Source organism: Veillonella sp. (genome assembly GCF_032470285.1).
GTDB lineage: Bacteria > Bacillota > Negativicutes > Veillonellales > Veillonellaceae > Veillonella.
This window is the reverse complement of sequence record NZ_JAWEKP010000001.1, coordinates 197,304-215,122: the sequence shown is the minus strand read 5'-3', so window position 1 is coordinate 215,122 and position 17,819 is coordinate 197,304. Positions and strand designations below refer to the sequence as shown.

The window sequence follows — 17,819 nt, the reverse complement described above, 5'->3', positions numbered from 1 at the left end:
GAAATCCCTTTGAGCAACGTGCCATTCACAAATCTTAATCTATGTTTTGTGGCTCCAACACATCTTCATGATGGGATTGTGCACCTTCTAAGTGATCAACTGGTTCTTCGATTTCTTGAATCAATTGTGCACGAATTTTGTATAATGCCATGATTGTCTCATCTTGAATAGCTGCAATCATGTTTTGGAACATATCAAAAGCTTCAAACTTATATTCTACCAACGGATTCTTTTGACCATATGCACGAAGGCCAATACCTTCTCGTAACATATCCATATTATCCAAATGTTCCATCCATTTATTATCAACAACGCGCAACATAATTGCCTTTTCAAGTTGACTAAACATAGCCTCTCCAAGCATATCAACGCGATCTTGATACTCTTCATGAGCAATTTCTAATAAGCGTTCTAATAAGTCTTGACGACTATATTCTTCCATATCTTGAGAAGACATAATCTCTTCTGTTAAGAAATATTGACTTAAATGTTTATAGAGGCCTTCATAATCCCATTCTTCTGGATAGAGCTTTTCATCAGCATAAGCATCTACAGATTCGGTAACAAGCTTGTCAATCATTTCGTTAATTGTTTCACGCAAGGATTCGTTACGTAAAATACGGCGTCGTTGTTCGTATAATACTTCACGTTGTTGATTCATAACATCATCATACTCAAGTACATATTTACGAATATTGTAGTTATGATCCTCTACTTTCTTTTGAGCACGTTCAATAGATTTAGTAATCAAAGAATGCTCGATAGGTTCATCCTCTTCCATACCAAGTTTATCCATGATACCTGTAATATTGTCAGCACCAAAGATACGCATTAAGTCATCTTCTAATGATAAGAAGAATTGAGAAGAACCAGGATCCCCTTGACGACCAGCACGTCCGCGTAATTGATTATCAATACGTCGGCTTTCATGGCGTTCTGTCCCCAAAATGGCTAACCCACCTAGTTCTGGCACACCTTCTCCAAGAGTAATATCAGTACCACGACCAGCCATATTAGTAGCGATTGTTACCATTCCCATTTGGCCCGCAGCTGCAACGATTTCTGCTTCTTGTTCATGATGTTTAGCATTCAATACTTTATGAGGTACACCTGCACGCAACAACATATCTGAAAGTTCTTCAGACTGTGTAATAGATGTAGTACCAATCAAAATAGGTTGCCCTATTTGGTGGCGTTCTACTGCATTTCGTACTACGGCACGATATTTAGCAGCTTTAGTTTTAAAGATCTGATCTGGCAAATCCATCCGGATTAAAGGCTTATTCGGTGGAATGGGTATAACCTCTAATCCATAAATATCGATAAATTCTTTTTCTTCTGTTTTAGCAGTACCTGTCATACCTGATAATTTATCATACATACGGAAATAGTTTTGGAATGTAACAGATGCTAAGGTTTGGCTTTCGCGTTCAACTTTCAAACCTTCTTTAGCCTCAATAGCCTGATGTAAACCATCAGAGTAACGGCGTCCAAACATCAAACGGCCCGTAAATTCATCGACGATAACAACTTCACCATCTTTAACCACATAGTCTGTATCACGATGCATCATAGCATAGGCACGCAAAGAAGCACCAAGCAAATGATTCAACTCGATATTTTCTGCATCATATAGGTTTTCAACGCCAAGCATTTTTTCAACCTTTGCGATGCCAGAATCTGTAGGGGCAATAGTTTTTTGTTTTTCATCAATAACATAGTCTTCATCTTTTACAAGGTGAGGAACAATTTTAGCCAATTTATAATAATTATCGGTGGAACGTTGACCAGGACCTGAAATAATTAGTGGTGTTCTTGCTTCATCAATAAGAATGGAATCTACTTCATCCACAATGGCATAATTCAATGGTCGTTGTACCATTTGAACAACATCGGTTACCATGTTATCCCGTAAATAGTCAAAACCAAACTCATTATTTGTACCATATGTAATATCACACGCATAGGCTTCTTTACGTTGATTAAAGTCAAGATTAGCCACAATAAGGCCCGTGGAAAGTCCTAAGAAATTATATAAACGTCCCATTTGCTCGCTATCACGAGTCGCCAAATAATCATTTACTGTTACAACGTGTACACCCTTACCGGTCAATGCATTCAAATATACGGGCAATGTAGCTACTAATGTTTTACCTTCACCAGTACGCATCTCCGCGATATTACCATTATGCAGGCAAATGCCCCCCATTAACTGTACATCGAAATGACGCATGCCTAAAACGCGTTTAGATGCTTCACGAACTACAGCGAATGCTTCTGGCAATAGGTCGTCTAACGTTTCCCCTTTTTGCAAACGACGTTTAAACTCATCAGTTTTTGCCACTAAGTTAGCATCACTTAATTTAATATAATTAGGTTCAATTTCATTAATATGATCTGCAATAGCACGCATTTTTTTAATTTCTTTTGCGTTATTATTGCCTAATAGCCTTTGTAAAAAGCTTAACAAACAAATCACTCCTCTACGGGACATCTTACATTATTTTATCTAACTTATTATAACGAAAAAGCCTTGAATAGTCAAAGAATTCAAGGCATTTCAAGATTATTTATAATATTATTTTGGCAAAAAAGGTGGATGACTATTTTAAGTCATCCACCTTAATATAATAATCGGCTGATTTAAAGTAGAAAGGAGTTAGGATTAAGTTCAGCCGACATTATATATTATTGAAGTTCTGGCTCGATCAAACCATAGAAACCATCATGTCTACGATATACAACGTTCATCGATTCAGTTTCAGCATTGAAAAACATAAAGAAATCATGACCAATAAGATTCATTTGTAAAATCGCTTCCTCAACATCCATAGGACGCACAACAAAGTGTTTGCGTTTTACAACTTCAATAGTTTCTTCTTCCACAGGAGCCGCCAAAGCTTCAGGATGGAAAGCTTCTTGTTTTTTGAAACGTTTAGCCAAACGAGTTTTATATTTATGGATTTGGCGAACAATTTTATCCACTACTAAATCAATAGCTGCGTACATATCATCATTAGTTTCCACACCACGAAGAACGATTTTATCAACAAAACATGTAAGTTCAATTGTAGATTTATCTTTTACAACGGATAAAACCGCTTGTGCATTTAACTCATCATCGAAGTAACGAGTCAATTTACTCAATCTTTTTTCGATATATGCTCTTAAGGCATCTGTCACTTCAATGTTTTTTCCTCTAATTGCTACTTTCATAAGTCAACACCCTTTCTAAAAATCATCCACGAGATGCGAGTGTGTGGTATTATATAACCTTATCTCTCGTGTTATATTTAGTATTTCTACATCTAACTGTAAAACTCCTTCTTTTTTATGTAAAAATTTTATATTTTTTGTAGAATTATGTATAAAATGTATATAGAAAATCAAAAAACCCCGATAGTATATACTATCGGGGGCCAATTATATATTGTTTTTATAATTTTTTTGGTATGTAGTTACGCTTTAACAACGTTAGCGGCTTGAGGTCCACGGTTTCCATCAACAATCTCAAATTCTACATTTTGACCTTCAGTCAAAGATTTGAAACCTTCGTCTTGGATTGCAGAGTAGTGTACAAATACATCGCTACCGTCTTCACGTTCAATAAAACCATAACCTTTTTCTGCGCTGAACCATTTTACTTTACCTAACATGGTAACATCCTCCTAAAAATATATATATTGTCTTACTGTCTTGCTCTATATGTGTATCATAACACAGCATGTATAAAATATCAAACAACAATATTTACATTTTTAATAAATATACAAACACTAGAAATAAGAATATCATTTGCTGTAAATCTCAAAAATCCCTATATCTATACATGTCATAAATAATTATATAAGCCCTATAAATTAATTGTATATTTTTATAATCATAAAAATATGTGAATTAAAAATTATTGTTTTTAAAAATGACTGTATAAATTATTGTTATATCACAAATATTTATAGCAATAATCGTATTTTTCAGATTAATCTACACTTTAAATCTTTATACAAACTCTTTATAATTAATAAATACAGCCTAAAGGTTATCAAATATATTAATAGATATTAAGCTATACATATATAATAAAAATTAATATAAATAAATAGGTTAAATTTAATGTAAAAAAACAGGAAGCAATTTCTAATTCTAGAATTTGCTTCCTATAATATCATTAATTAATCTATTAAAATTTTGTCTAAAAATGATTTTGTTCTTTCATTGGTAGGAGCATCGAATACGCGTTCAGGTGTATCATCTTCTAAAATCAAGCCACCATCAACAAATAAAACTCTATCCGCTACTTTTTTCGCAAAGCCCATTTCATGAGTAACGATGACCATCGTCATACCTTCCTCAGCTAAAGACTTCATTACATCTAGTACTTCACTAACCATTTCAGGATCAAGAGCTGAAGTAGGTTCATCAAAAAGCATTACTTTAGGTCTCATAGCTAAAGCACGAGCAATAGCAACACGCTGCTTTTGACCACCTGACAAAGAATCAGGATATGCATTGGCTTTATCCGCCAAACCTACTCGATCAAGTAAAGCTTGACCTATCTTCTTAGCCTCTTCCATAGATGTTTTACGAACCTTAGTTTGTGCTAAAGTAAGATTTTCCATAACCGTCATATGTGGGAATAGATTAAAGTTTTGGAATACCATTCCTACTTCAGCACGAACGTCATTTAACTTTTTCTTATCAGAAAGATCCATACCATCTACGATAACCTTACCAGATGTAGGTTCTTCTAAGTAGTTCATAGTGCGCAGTACCGTACTTTTACCAGAACCAGAAGGACCGATGATTACAACAACTTGACCTTGTTCAATATGTAAATTAATACCTTTTAGTACTTCATTTTTACCAAAAGATTTATGTACATTTTCTAATTTAATCATTTAATGCTATATTTCCTTTCAAGATATCCAACTAATTGTGAGATAGTCACTGTCATAATAAGGTAAATCACAGCAACCGTACCCCAGATTTCAAAGGATGCATAGGTTTTAGCAATGATTAATTGACCACGACGTGTCAACTCCTCGAAACCGATAACAGAAACTAAAGAGGAATCTTTCAACATGGCAATAAATTCATTCCCTAACGGAGGAATAATTGCTTTAAAAGCTTGAGGCATAATGATGTAACGCATAGTTTGTCCCCAAGTTAAACCAAGAGAACGACCGGCCTCCATTTGACCTTTATCAATAGATTGAATACCAGCACGGAAAATTTCAGATACATAAGCACCAGAGTTAATACTACATGCGGTAACAGCCGCAATATATGGATCAATCCGTTGACCTGTAATCATAGGCAAGGCAAAATAGATTAGGAAAATTTGCACCAGTAATGGTGTACCACGAATGATATCTACATAACATTTTGCAAGCAATCTAACTAATCTAAATTTAGATAAATTTGCTAAAGATACTAAAAGACCGATAAAAAAGCCACAACCTACAGACATGGCTGTAATTTCTACAGTCACTAGAGCACCTTGTAGCAAGAGCGGTAAATTATCCGCAATTAACCCCCAATTAAAACTCATAATCTCTCCTATTATTTAAATTCTAAAACTACTGGCATATCAGCAGGTGCATCTACATTAAACCATTTTTTATATAATGTATTAAATTCACCATCAGCCTTCATATCAGCAATTGCTTTATTGATTTCTTCTTGCAATGCTTTGTTATCCTTATTAATTGCTAAGCCCAAGTATTCTTTAGTATTTGGATATGCCATAAATTTAATATGTTGGTCAGGATGCTTAGTACTGTAATATTGAGCTACAGGTAAATCGATTACAGTTGCATCTACTCCACCATTTTGTAATTCTAACAAAGCTTCATTACTATGGTCAAATTCTTTTACAGTAGTACCTTCAATTTTATGAGCTAAATCTGCACCAGTAGTACCTAATTGGGCTGCAATTTTTTTACCCTTTAAGTCATCAAGAGAATTCACAGCCGTTCCATCTTTATATACTACTGCTAAGGCATTTTCATAATAAGGAGAAGAAAATAATACTTTTTCACTTCTCGCTTTTGTAATAGTCATACCAGATGCAGCAACATCAATATCATGTGTGTTCAAAGCTGGAATCAAAGCATCAAAAGCTACATTTTTTAGCTCTACATCTTTATTAATACGTTTACCGATCGCACGAATCAATTCAATATCAAAACCTGTATAATCTTGAGTTTTTTCATCTTTAAACTCAAATGGAACAAATGTAGCATTAGTGCCAACGATAAGTTTATTAGATGTAGGTTGATTAGAGGAACCACATCCACCAACTAAAGAAGCAGCCATCACTAACATACAACCGCCAAGAATTATTTTTTTTACTTTGCTATTTAACATATTATCAACCTCATTATTTTAACTTACTACTACTTTATAATAGTATATAGATTAAGTATAATTATGTCAATAATTTTGTATATAACTTTAGATATAATCGCAAAATCACTATATTTATATTTTAATTTTATGCATTATTTGTATAAATATTACGGCTATGTATAAAAACTTTCCCATAGTTAGTGGTTTTCTATAAATTTTATAATATACAACTGTATAAAAAAAGCACATGAGAAAAGCCTCATGTGCCCCTATACGGCTGACCTGGTCTTTGCCCCCACACTCGCCTGCTGGAAGGTTCGCTCATAAGTCCAAGACTCCCCACTACTACCTCTCTCGATTTTATCGGCAGGACTTACACCTAAGCCGCACCATGCTCACAACCCTTTGGGCTGCTTATGTGGATCGTTTTGCCTGCGACTAGCCTCGACTTTCAACCACAGACCCGTATAGACGTATTATAAAGAATAACAGTATTCATGTCTAGTTTTACTATTATTTTAAAAAATTTTGATTATATAGTTAAGTAGCCAAATATAATTTTTTTACCAAACATACTATCGCATAATTCTTAGAACAATGAGAATAAATTTTGCAACCCCTATTTGTTGATGTATAGAAAATTGGAATAGAAAACCTAAAATATTCTTCATAATATTTTAATATTTCTAAAATCACATTTTTTAAGTACCATATCTAGTGGATTCTTAAATTGTCAATTATTTTTTGTATGCCAAATATGAATACAACATATTTGTAAGAACATACGTATCATACACAAAAAATTATTTATGGTGTATAATTTGTATACTGTTAAATTAGAACGGCCTAAAGTTGTACGATATGAACATAAGTACGAGGGGTTGTACCATATGTTCAGTTTGTTAGTTAGAGGGGTTTATTATGTTTATGTTATCATTGATGCAACCATCAGGTTTGTATGAACTGGAGAAAGATAGTTTAGAAGCCATAAGCGCACAACTTTTACAGATGATACAAATGAAAAGCTATCATCTCTATACACATTCTATTCAGGTTTCAAACTATGCTGTTAGCATCGCAGCTAAAATGGGTTTACCATTAAATGAAATTGAACAGATTCGTCATGCAGCTTTACTTCATGACGTAGGTCTATTAATGGTACCTAATGCATTAATCCAAAAATCTCCATATCTTAATAAGCAAGAAATGTCTAAGTATAAACAACATGCTGCAAGTGGTGCCAATATGATTGAAAACTATCCTTGCTGCCAACAAATTTTACCTTATATTCGTTACCATCATGAAAAATGGGATGGCTCCGGTTATCCTAAACATCTACGTGGTGCCAATATTCCGTTAGGAGCTCGAATCATTGCTGTAGCAGATTACTATGATACAACAGTTAATCCTTCTACTGAATTTTGGGCTAAAACAAAAGCTAAAGCAAAAGAAGAACTTTTTAGTGCGTCTGGTTCTCTCTTTGATCCTGATGTAGTTAAAGCATTTATTGATGTGCTTGGCTAATATGAAATCAAATATTATATTCCTACATTTAGTAATAAAGATTAGAAACTACCACTAGCCAGCGTAAGGGCATCAACGCGTAGCGCTTTATGCTTTTGTAAGACTTTTGCTACAGCTTCAATTGTCGCACCTGTAGTATATATATCATCAACAATTAATGTATTCTTATTGGTAAAATCAATATCCTTATAATCAGCACATATAACAAAGGCATCATCAATATTTTGATGTCTTTCTTTATTTGTTAATCTCCACATATCTCGAGAAGTATCAAACTTGTATATACAATCTAACCATTTAAATTTTTTTCTATCTATCTCCCATAAAGAATGAGCCCATTCAAGAAAGAATAAATCTACTTGATTATATCCTCTCTTAGCTTTTTTCTTTTCGCTAGATGGTACGGGAACAATATAATCATACATAATTTTACAATTACTGTTCACAATGTTAGACTCATTATATTTCATGTAAAAGTTGTACGATACTAAAAAAGGAGCGGCCCCTTTGGACTGCTCCTTTTTTTCATTAAATTTTACATCGTAAATCATAGACTTTAGACCACCACGATATTCGGCCAACACACATACATCATCTACATAGTGTAAAAATTTATGTGGTATATGACGAATATGTAATAAATCTGTAAAACAAGCTTTACACCAATCTCCTTGTGTTGCCACAGGTGCACCACAGTGAGGGCATACAGGTGGAAATAAGAAATCCCAAAGACTCATTACGAATCACATCTCCCTTGTAGTCGTTCTTTAAACAATGTGTAACGTTCATCGGCATTAACAGTACGCACAGCACGTTCAACTGCGCTCGTAGTACCAACGATGATTACTTTACGCTTTGCCCGTGTAACAGCAGTATACAACAAATTACGTTGTAACATGCCACCATAACGTGGAACAAATGGAATAATAACTACACCATACTCACTGCCTTGACTCTTATGAACTGTAATAGCATAAGCAGGCATAATCATATGTGCTTCATCGATAGGTAGACGAACCTCTTTATGGATAAATCGAATACAAATATCGGTCCGCGTAATAGCATAGATAACGCCAATTTCGCCATTAAACACTTCTAACTCATAATCATTGAGAATTTGAATAACCTTATCCCCAACGCGATACGTAATGCCATTGACACGAACTTCTCCCTTATAGCTGTCTGGAGGGTTTACGGCTTGTTGTACATATTGTGATATCAATGTACTACCTGCTTCACCACGGCGCATAGGAGAAATAATTTGAATATCTAATTCATCCTCTATCGTCTCTTGTTCACGTTTATATACATCAATGATGGCTTTCATCATCATATCATAAGATTTAACAGGAATAAAAGAAAACTCTTCGCTCACACCTTCCAGGTTAGGCATTTCACCACGGTTAATTGCGTAAGCACTTTCAACGATAGTATTACCAGAGCTTTGACGATAAATCTGATTAAGTCGTGTATAGGGCACACAATCACTATCTAATAAATCTTTTAATACGAACCCAGCACCTATAGGTGGTAATTGATCTACGTCACCCACAATAATGACATGGGCTTCCTTTGGAATAGCAGCCATCAAAGAATAGAATAAACGCACATTAAGCATAGATGCTTCATCGATGATAATGACATCTATATCTAGAGGATCATCTTCATTCTTTGTAAAGTCATAGGAGTCACTACCTTGAACAGGTACCAATAGACGATGAATTGTAGTAGCTTCAAACTCAGTGGCCTCGGTCAGACGCTTTGCAGCACGTCCCGTAGGAGCACAAAGTATAATGCGCCCCAATCCACCGAGTTGGAAACCTTTTACTAGCGCCTTGATGATAGTTGTTTTACCTGTACCAGGACCACCAGTTATAAGAGAAAACTTTTCAAAAAATGAGAGCTGTATAGCTTCTTTTTGAGCATCACCAAAAGTAATGTAGTTGTCTCGTTCAAACTTTTCAATAAAACTAGAAATATCTAATGCTATTGGATCAGCTTGTAATAGAAACTCACGAGTATAGTTGACCCCTTCCACTTCAGAAACATACATCTCTGGCGGATAGATATATAAGATATCTTCATAATACGTACTATACAGTGCACCTTGTTCCAGCAGGCTTTCAATAAAGTTCGCAATATCATCTACATCAGTTTGTAATAAATCGTCAAGTCGACCGATAAGTTGGTCTACTGGTAAACATGTATGACCTTGATTATCTAAACTACGTAGAATCCATTCTAAACCAGCCTCTAAACGGCGTGTATCACTACCATTAATACCAAGATGCTCTGCTAGTGTATCGGCCGTACCAAAGAGCATATCCGGTGCTACACGTAATAATGTATAAGGATTATCCTCTATAACTGCGACGGACTGCACACCATAATAGGTATATACAATACGACTCCATTTCGATGAAATGTGATGACTTTCAAAAAAATGATTTAAATCAGATAAAATACCTTCGCCAAGTAAGGTATTGAATAGCTCATCCTTAACACTCTTTCGGAGACCTGGAATATCTTTAATCTCTTCTGGACGTTCTTCCCGTAAAATTTCTAAAATACGAATACCGAAATACTCTAGTACCTTCTCTACGGATTTTTCACCAAAACCTTTTATTCCTAGATTCAACAAATAAGTCTTGGCAGCACCCATATTATCAGGTTTTAACTTTTCAACACTGCTCGCATCAAATTGGCGGCCGTACTTTTCATGTTCTACATAGCGGCCCCGTACTTCGATGTCTTCCCCTTCTTTAGGAGACTCAAATTTGCCAGTACAAGTAATGTATTCCTCATTATAATCTTTTAGGATAAACACGCAATATGTACGTTGTGTATTCTCATATATAGTTCGGTATACAAATCCTCGTATGGCGTCCATTATTTCTCCGTATTCGGCAAAGCTTCAATAATTTCTTGCACTGCATCGGTAATACTGCCTTCGTTACCAATTTTAATATGTGCTACTTCTTCATATAAAGGATATCGTTCTTCATATACATTAAAAATATATTCGATACTTTCTTTTACAAGCGGACGAATCTCCAAATCCAAATCATCTAAAATATGATTCACATCGCGATTAACAAATACAACAAGACCATTATTGCGCATCAATTTTACAGTTTTGTCATAGGTAACAGTACCGCCACCGGTAGCAATAACAGATGGTTTGTTATGAATTAATTCTTTAATTGTAGTATATTCATATTCACTAAAAGCATCTTTACCATCGTAAATATAGATATTTTGAACAGATTTACCCACTTTGTCTTGAATCGTTTGGTCTAAGTCAAAAAAATCTCGCCCCAACTCTTTAGCTAGAACCTTACCAACAGTAGTCTTACCTGCGCCAGGCATACCAATGAGAAAAATATGCTTATGCATGTGTTCTTTTAAGAACTCATTACTCATAGAAACGACGGTTTTTATATAATTTTCAACATAAGGTGCTAAAACTTTATCTTTACAATTTTGAGTATGTAAAGCAATGATACTTTCGTCCCGTTCTTCATCAATAAGTGGTAAATGATGTTCATCCTTATATTTACCAATTTCTTTAATCAATGTGAGTCGCTTTTCAAACTCCGTAACTAATACAGAATCAATACTATCTATCTGTTTTCGAGCTTCTTTAATATCCATGAGAACCCCCTTTTTATGCATTAGCTAAAATAGCTAGAGCCTGTTCTTCATCTACCTTCATTTGATCGATAAGGTCTTGTAAGTTATTAAATTTAACTTCTCCTCTAATATAAGAAATGAACTGTACAATCACTTCTTTTCCATATATATCCTGGTCAAAGTTAAAAACGTGTACTTCACATCTATGGTACTGATTTCTAAAGGTTGGATTATCTCCAATATTGCCTACCCCATCATACCAAATACCACCAATACATACACGATTAGCATAGACTCCATCTGGAGGTGTAGCCATTTCATTAGGAAGTAATAGATTTAATGTTGGAAATCCTAATGTGCGTCCCCGTTGATCACCTTTAATCACAGTTCCTTTAAACTGGAATGGCCTACCTAGCCAATGATTTGCATCCTCCAAACGTCCCTCATGAATAGCCTTTCTAATTTCTGTACTAGAAATAGGTGTACTACAACCATCACATGGCAGTAAAGGCTGTACAAGAACTCGTATATTCTTATCCGCTACCACTTTTTTCATATATTCTGGATTGCCAAGCCCCTTTGCACCAAATGTAAAGTTTTCACCAATTACAATAGCTTCCACATTCATATCATTGCAGAGATCATGTAAGAATTCATCTGCAGTCATTTTTAATAATGCTTCAGTCATAGGTAATCGTAAAATATAGTCAACTTTGAGCTCTTCTAGCACAGTATCCATAATCTCTTCTTGAATCACCCGTTTAGGTACTCGTTCTGGATGTAATATAGTCAACGGATGATGTTCAAAGGTAATGATAATACTTACGCCATTGACTGATGTAGCCTCTTCAACAGCCTTACGTATAACTCGTTGATGACCTCGATGAATGCCATCAAAGGTACCAAGGGCATATACTTTTGTATCTTTGATTTGGCGTAGTTCATCAAACGAATGTATTTGCTTCATACTTATCCTTCAATAAAAATATTTTTTTCCACCTTTAATGAGTGGTTTGTTCGTCTCATAATACCTATGAAACCAAGAGGTCCATAGGCTCTATAAAAATTATCTGGCTCGGTAAAAGAAAATTCCCTTTCAATAGGTAATTCCTTCCCTTGCACCATCATCCTTAATTGTACACTATTTACAGTCACTTTTGAAAGATGAGAAACCGCCGCATCCGTTGGTAACAAAAGGCTTTTACCATGTAGCATTATCTCTTCAGCCATCTTAGCGGAACCGATGTCAAAAGGCCCTACTTGAGTACGTGCCAAAGAAGTCATAGTGCCAGGAATACCTAAAGCAATACAAATATCGCGTAATAATGAGCGAATATAAGTCCCCCCTGTGCATGTCACGCGAACCGTGAAAAAAGGGAATCCATAAGCAATGAGCTCAATATTTTTAATATGAATTTGGCGTAATGGTAGCTCCACAGGAATACCTTTACGGGCATATTCATAAGCTCGAATGCCGTTTACTTTAATAGCTGAATACTTAGACGGTCTTTGGTCCTGAATACCTGCAAATTTTTTCAAGATACTAACCAGTTCTTCAAAGCTTGGTTTAACCATAGTTGCTGAGATCTCTGTAGATTGAATAGCTTGATTCAATACAACGCCATCACGCAATACCATATTAGTATCTGGCAATACAGTTTGTCCTGAGCTATCTTCAGTATCCGTAAAAGTACCCAATTTACATTCTGCTACATAGGTTTTATCAAATTCATCCGTGTATTCTATAAGGCGCGTAGCCTTGCCAAGAAACACAGGCAATACACCATAAGCCATAGGATCTAATGTACCGCTATGACCAATGCGCTTTTCCTTTAGAATACGACGACAAATAGCAACGGCATCATGGCTTGTAATGCCAGGTGGTTTTAAAAATGGTAATATCCCATCCATTATTAAATTACCTCAATGAGAGCTTGTTTTGCCTCTTCTAATGGTAGATTAATAGTACAACCAGCAGCACGAATATGACCGCCACCACCAAAATGGCTTGCTACAACGTTCACATCAATACCTTTAGAACGTAAACTTACACGTGTTATATCATCAGCTTCTGCTTTTAACAAAATTGCCACATCTACAGTATCAACATTTCTAATAATATCTACAAAACCATCTGTATCATCGCCAAGAATAGTCATAGCCTCACGATTCAACTCGATGGTAGCAATCGTATCATTCTTGTAAAACTCGATAGTTTGCATAACTTGTTTTGTTAATTCTAAACGACTGGCAGATACGGCTTCTATGGTTTCAGAAATAACATTTGGTCTAGCCCCTGCAGCTACACATTTGGCAGCCATCTCAAGAGTATTTGCTGTAGTATTGCTAAATTTAAAGAAACCACAATCTGTAGCAATCGCCATATATAATGCCGTACCCATAGATTCAGTGATAGGCCAATTCCATTTTCTACATAAGTCGGTAACAATTTCACCAGTAGCAGCAAAGTCAGGCTTTAAATATAGATGGTCCGCGAATTCTGTATTAGAAATATGGTGATCTATATTAAAAATAGGTGCACTCCAAAGTGCACCTACTTTGCCAATTCGCTCATACGTGCTAGCATCCAAAACCATAAGCATATCAATATCAACTGGATTAGTTTCAAAATACGCTACATCATGAATGTGGTCCGTATATTGTAAGAATGTGTACTTCTCAGGAACTACATCATCCACTACCATATATACAGTTTTACCTTGTCCTACAAGGGCTTCGTAAAAGGCTACCATGGACCCAATAGCATCACCATCAGGTCTAATATGGACGGTTAGCATAATAGAATTAGCTTCACACAGAGCCATATGTAATTGACTAATAGTAATCTTACTCATGTTCTGTATCCTTTTTGTTAATTTGTTTCTTCATCCTTTTTGATTTCATTCAAAAGGGATTCAATATGCATGCTATAGTCTAAAGACGTATCCTTATCAAATGTGATAGAAGGAATATGGCGTAATTTAAGTACTTTGCCAAGCTCTGTACGAATATGACCTGCTGCATGCTTTAATGCGATAAGGGTATCTTCTTTTTCCTTATCGGAACCAAACAAGGAGACATAAATCGTAGCTTCACGTAAATCACCTGTTACATGAACATCGGTAATAGTAGTGAAGCCGATACGCGGATCTTTCAATCCGCGCATCAACATTTGACTTACCTCTTGTTTGATAAATTCTTGTAATTTTCTGACACGAACATCACTCATATAAACCTCCTATAATTGAGGTGCAATTTCTTCCATCAAGTAAGCTTCAATAACGTCGCCTTCCTTGATGTCGCGGTATCCTTCTAAGGAGATACCACATTCAAAGGATGTTTTAACTTCCTTAACTTCATCTTTAAATCGACGTAAAGAATCAACCTTACCTTCAAATACAACGATGCCGTCACGAATTAAACGAACTTCAGAGTCGTTAGTAATACGACCTTCTGTTACATAAGAGCCAGCTACAATAGCCTTTGGTGTGGAAATAACCTGACGCACTTCTGCACGACCTACGACAACCTCTTTAAATTGAGGCGCCAACATACCGCGCATAGCAGATTCAACGTCATTAATAGCATCATAAATTACACGATATGTACGCAAGTCAACCTTTTCTTGTTCCGCTGCACGTCGAACATTAGCATCAGGGCGTACATTAAAGCCCATTACAATCGCATTAGATGCAGATGCCAACATGATATCCGATTCATTAATAGCACCTACTGCAGCATGAACAATAACAATACGAACCTCAGGATTTTTGATGCCTTCTAACGATTGACGCAATGCTTCTACAGAACCTTGAACATCGGCTTTGATGATAATATTAAGATCCTTCAACTCGCCTTGTTGAATTTGGTTGAAAATATCATCTAATGTAACTTTATGTGTAGCTTGCAATTCTTGAACCCGTTGCTTAGCAATACGTTTTTCAGCAATTGCACGTGCTTCGTTGTCATCCATACCATTTATAATTTCACCGGCTTGTGGAACTTCGGAGAAGCCCAAAATTTCTACCGGCATAGATGGACGAGCAACTTTTACTTTTTCACCGCGCTCATTTGTCATGGCACGTACTTTACCGTATGCAGTACCAGCAAGTACTGTATCACCTACACGAAGAGAACCTTTTTGTACCAAGACAGTACATACAGCACCACGACCTTTATCAAGTTGAGCCTCGATAACTACGCCATATGCCTTACGGTTAGGGTTCGCTTTCAATTCCATAACTTCTGCTACGAGCAAGATATTTTCAAGTAAGTCATCAATACCTTGTTTTTGTTTAGCAGATACTGGAACCATGATTACATCGCCGCCCCATTCTTCTGGTAAAAGACCATGTTCAGACAATTGTTGTTTAACATGGTCTGGGTTAGCACCTGGTTTATCCATTTTGTTGATGGCTACAATAATAGGTACATCTGCAGACTTCGCATGATTAATAGCCTCGATAGTTTGCGGCATTACACCGTCGTCGGCAGCGACTACAAGAACTGCAATATCCGTAGATTTCGCACCGCGTAGACGCATAGCAGTAAATGCTTCATGACCTGGTGTATCAAGGAATGTGATTTTATTATCCTTGTAGCGAACTTGGTACGCACCAATATGTTGAGTGATACCACCAGCTTCGCCAGCTGTTACATTAGTTTGACGAATTACGTCCAACAAGGATGTTTTACCATGGTCAACGTGACCCATGATAGTTACTACAGGAGGTCGTGGTTTTAATGTTTCTGGTGCATCTTCAATTTCAATAACATCTGTAGGGTCTTCTTCAGGTTCTACTTCAGTTACAGTTACACCGAACTCTTCAGCCACGATAGTAGCTGTATCTACATCAACCTCTTGGTTAATGCTGGCTATAACACCTAAAAGCATCAATTTTTTGATGATTTCAGATACTTCGCGACCCATTTTTTCAGCTAAGTCTTTAACAGTTAGAGGCCCGCTCAATTCAATTTCTGTAGCAATTGCTGCTTCAGCTTTACGTTCAGCTTCTGCTTTTTGTTGTAGGTACTGCTCGTTACGATGTTTTACGCGATTTTTCTTTTTTTGCATAGATGTAGATAACAAGGATTGTGGGCGATTATTACCACCTTTTTTATTTTTCTTGTTACGGCGATCATTATTAGAATTGCGATTATCGTTATTGCGGTTGTCGCTATTACGATTATCGTTGTTTCGACTGTCATTGTTACGCACATCATTAGAACGACCGTTATTACGGTTATCATTATTGCGGGTATTATTAGGGCGATTGTTAGCACGGTCTCCACCATGTTGCTTACCATCGGATTTGCGTGTAGGCTCAGAGATTTGTACATGACGGACATTGCCTTTTTTATGGTCCTTTTGTTTAGATTGATCGTCTTGTTTTTGACCAGCTTGTTTGTGTTTATCTTTTTTCTGTTCGTTAGAACGATTTGAATGCTGTTGTTTATGTGATGCAGCTTCTTGTTTATGAGCTGCAGTTGGAGCAGATTTCGATTCTACTTTTTTTTCTTTTTTTTGTGCTACTTTAGGAGCTTCAGATTTTTTACCTAATTGTTTTTTTACAATTTCATAACCTGAATCATCTACAGAATTAACTGCTTTAGTAACATTAATATTATGTTGTTGCAAGATAGAAATGACCTGCTTACTTTCAACGCCGAACTCTTTGGCGATTTCATGAACGCGTTTTTTGGACATCTACATACCCCCTTATTATCGATCAATCTCTTTAAGTAATGCCTTTGCAAATCCATCATCTAGTACGGCGACTACTACCCGAACTTCCTTACCAATGGCCGTGCCTAAAGCCTCTTTATCGGCAATACTGTGAAGTGGAATGTGATGGGTTTCTGCTAATTGAGTATATTTCTTTTCATTATTGGCTGCACAATCACTAGCGAGAAGTACTAATTTCGGTTCCTTTCTCTTTATAGCTTTTTCTACGATAAAATCACCAGAAATAACTTTTCCTGCTCGTTGCGCTAAGCCTAAGAGATTTAAAATTTTATCTTCATTCATGTATATCAGTGATTACTCATTCTCTTGTAAATCACGTTGTAACGCTTCATATATCTCTTTAGATACGCTATGCTTTAAGGACCGTTCTAATCGTTTTGCCTTATAGGCCTGCTCAAAACATGACATGGATTCACATAAATAAGCTCCACGTCCTGGTGCTTTACCGCTGCGATCAATAGTGATATTGCCGTCAGGACTCAAGGCTAAGCGAATCAACTCTCGTTTTGCCTTAGGTTCACCACATCCTACGCAAGTACGCATAGGTTGGGATTTTGGTTTCATG

At 36.1% G+C, this 17,819-nt stretch carries 17 protein-coding genes; 1 reads left to right on the top strand and 16 read right to left on the bottom strand.

The annotated features are described in order from the left end of the window. Window positions 1-34: 34 nt before the first annotated feature. From secA to E7B10_RS00960, 6 genes are all read right to left on the bottom strand, one after another. The gene (secA, locus tag E7B10_RS00985; RefSeq protein ID WP_278604410.1) at window positions 35-2,470 is read right to left on the bottom strand and encodes a preprotein translocase subunit SecA; all 2,436 of its coding nucleotides are present in this window, start codon (window positions 2,468-2,470) and stop codon (window positions 35-37) included. 218 nt (window positions 2,471-2,688) lie between these two features. Further along, window positions 2,689-3,216 carry a ribosome hibernation-promoting factor, HPF/YfiA family gene (gene hpf, locus E7B10_RS00980; RefSeq protein ID WP_287510694.1) on the bottom strand — a complete coding sequence of 176 codons (528 nt, stop codon included), beginning with the start codon at window positions 3,214-3,216 and terminating at the stop codon, window positions 2,689-2,691. A 242-nt stretch (window positions 3,217-3,458) separates the two neighbouring features. Beyond that, window positions 3,459-3,656 carry a cold shock domain-containing protein gene (locus E7B10_RS00975; RefSeq protein WP_004693056.1) on the bottom strand — a complete coding sequence of 66 codons (198 nt, stop codon included), beginning with the start codon at window positions 3,654-3,656 and terminating at the stop codon, window positions 3,459-3,461. A gap of 516 nt (window positions 3,657-4,172) precedes the next feature. Further along, window positions 4,173-4,898, bottom strand: a complete 726-nt coding sequence (locus E7B10_RS00970; protein ID WP_118091533.1) for an amino acid ABC transporter ATP-binding protein — start codon at window positions 4,896-4,898, stop codon at window positions 4,173-4,175. Next, on the bottom strand, window positions 4,895-5,551 hold the full coding sequence (locus tag E7B10_RS00965) for an amino acid ABC transporter permease (RefSeq protein ID WP_004693053.1): 657 nt from the start codon (window positions 5,549-5,551) through the stop codon (window positions 4,895-4,897). The genes E7B10_RS00970 and E7B10_RS00965 overlap by 4 nt, the downstream gene beginning before the upstream one ends. Window positions 5,552-5,562: 11 nt before the next feature. Next, complete coding sequence (locus E7B10_RS00960) at window positions 5,563-6,369, bottom strand: basic amino acid ABC transporter substrate-binding protein (protein ID WP_012864267.1); 807 nt, start codon at window positions 6,367-6,369, stop codon at window positions 5,563-5,565. 903 nt (window positions 6,370-7,272) lie between these two features. Between E7B10_RS00960 and E7B10_RS00955 the strand changes: the two genes are divergently transcribed. Next, window positions 7,273-7,875, top strand: a complete 603-nt coding sequence (locus E7B10_RS00955) for an HD-GYP domain-containing protein (RefSeq protein WP_004693025.1) — start codon at window positions 7,273-7,275, stop codon at window positions 7,873-7,875. Window positions 7,876-7,916: 41 nt separating this feature from the next. Here E7B10_RS00955 and E7B10_RS00950 read toward each other — a convergent pair whose 3' ends face one another. Genes E7B10_RS00950 through rnpM form a run of 10 tightly spaced genes read right to left on the bottom strand, consistent with a single transcriptional unit; the run spans window position 7,917 to window position 17,818 of the window. Next, on the bottom strand, window positions 7,917-8,612 hold the full coding sequence (locus E7B10_RS00950) for a ComF family protein (protein ID WP_287510690.1): 696 nt from the start codon (window positions 8,610-8,612) through the stop codon (window positions 7,917-7,919). After that, window positions 8,612-10,765: an ATP-dependent RecD-like DNA helicase gene (locus tag E7B10_RS00945; RefSeq protein WP_174892303.1), complete on the bottom strand. Its 2,154-nt coding sequence runs from the start codon at window positions 10,763-10,765 to the stop codon at window positions 8,612-8,614. Before E7B10_RS00945 ends, E7B10_RS00950 begins: the two co-directional genes overlap by 1 nt. Beyond that, on the bottom strand, window positions 10,765-11,529 hold the full coding sequence (locus E7B10_RS00940) for a shikimate kinase (protein WP_174892304.1): 765 nt from the start codon (window positions 11,527-11,529) through the stop codon (window positions 10,765-10,767). Before E7B10_RS00940 ends, E7B10_RS00945 begins: the two co-directional genes overlap by 1 nt. A gap of 13 nt (window positions 11,530-11,542) precedes the next feature. Continuing rightward, window positions 11,543-12,475, bottom strand: coding sequence for a bifunctional riboflavin kinase/FAD synthetase (locus E7B10_RS00935; protein ID WP_287510689.1), 933 nt, complete (start codon window positions 12,473-12,475; stop codon window positions 11,543-11,545). Window positions 12,476-12,477: 2 nt separating this feature from the next. Next, on the bottom strand, window positions 12,478-13,419 hold the full coding sequence (locus E7B10_RS00930) for a tRNA pseudouridine(55) synthase TruB (protein WP_287510687.1): 942 nt from the start codon (window positions 13,417-13,419) through the stop codon (window positions 12,478-12,480). Between the two features lie 2 nt (window positions 13,420-13,421). Continuing rightward, window positions 13,422-14,363, bottom strand: coding sequence for a bifunctional oligoribonuclease/PAP phosphatase NrnA (locus E7B10_RS00925; RefSeq protein ID WP_287510686.1), 942 nt, complete (start codon window positions 14,361-14,363; stop codon window positions 13,422-13,424). A gap of 17 nt (window positions 14,364-14,380) precedes the next feature. Continuing rightward, window positions 14,381-14,737 (bottom strand): 30S ribosome-binding factor RbfA, encoded by a 357-nt coding sequence (gene rbfA / locus E7B10_RS00920; RefSeq protein WP_008600771.1) that lies wholly within the window; start codon window positions 14,735-14,737, stop codon window positions 14,381-14,383. A 9-nt stretch (window positions 14,738-14,746) separates the two neighbouring features. Then, window positions 14,747-17,215, bottom strand: coding sequence for a translation initiation factor IF-2 (infB, locus tag E7B10_RS00915; RefSeq protein ID WP_287510685.1), 2,469 nt, complete (start codon window positions 17,213-17,215; stop codon window positions 14,747-14,749). 15 nt (window positions 17,216-17,230) lie between these two features. After that, a complete protein-coding gene (locus E7B10_RS00910; protein ID WP_012864258.1) occupies window positions 17,231-17,536 on the bottom strand; it encodes a ribosomal L7Ae/L30e/S12e/Gadd45 family protein in 306 nt (101 codons plus the stop codon). Window positions 17,537-17,548: 12 nt separating this feature from the next. Next, window positions 17,549-17,818 carry an RNase P modulator RnpM gene (rnpM, locus tag E7B10_RS00905; RefSeq protein WP_021148062.1) on the bottom strand — a complete coding sequence of 90 codons (270 nt, stop codon included), beginning with the start codon at window positions 17,816-17,818 and terminating at the stop codon, window positions 17,549-17,551. Between the last annotated feature and the right edge of the window lies 1 nt (window position 17,819).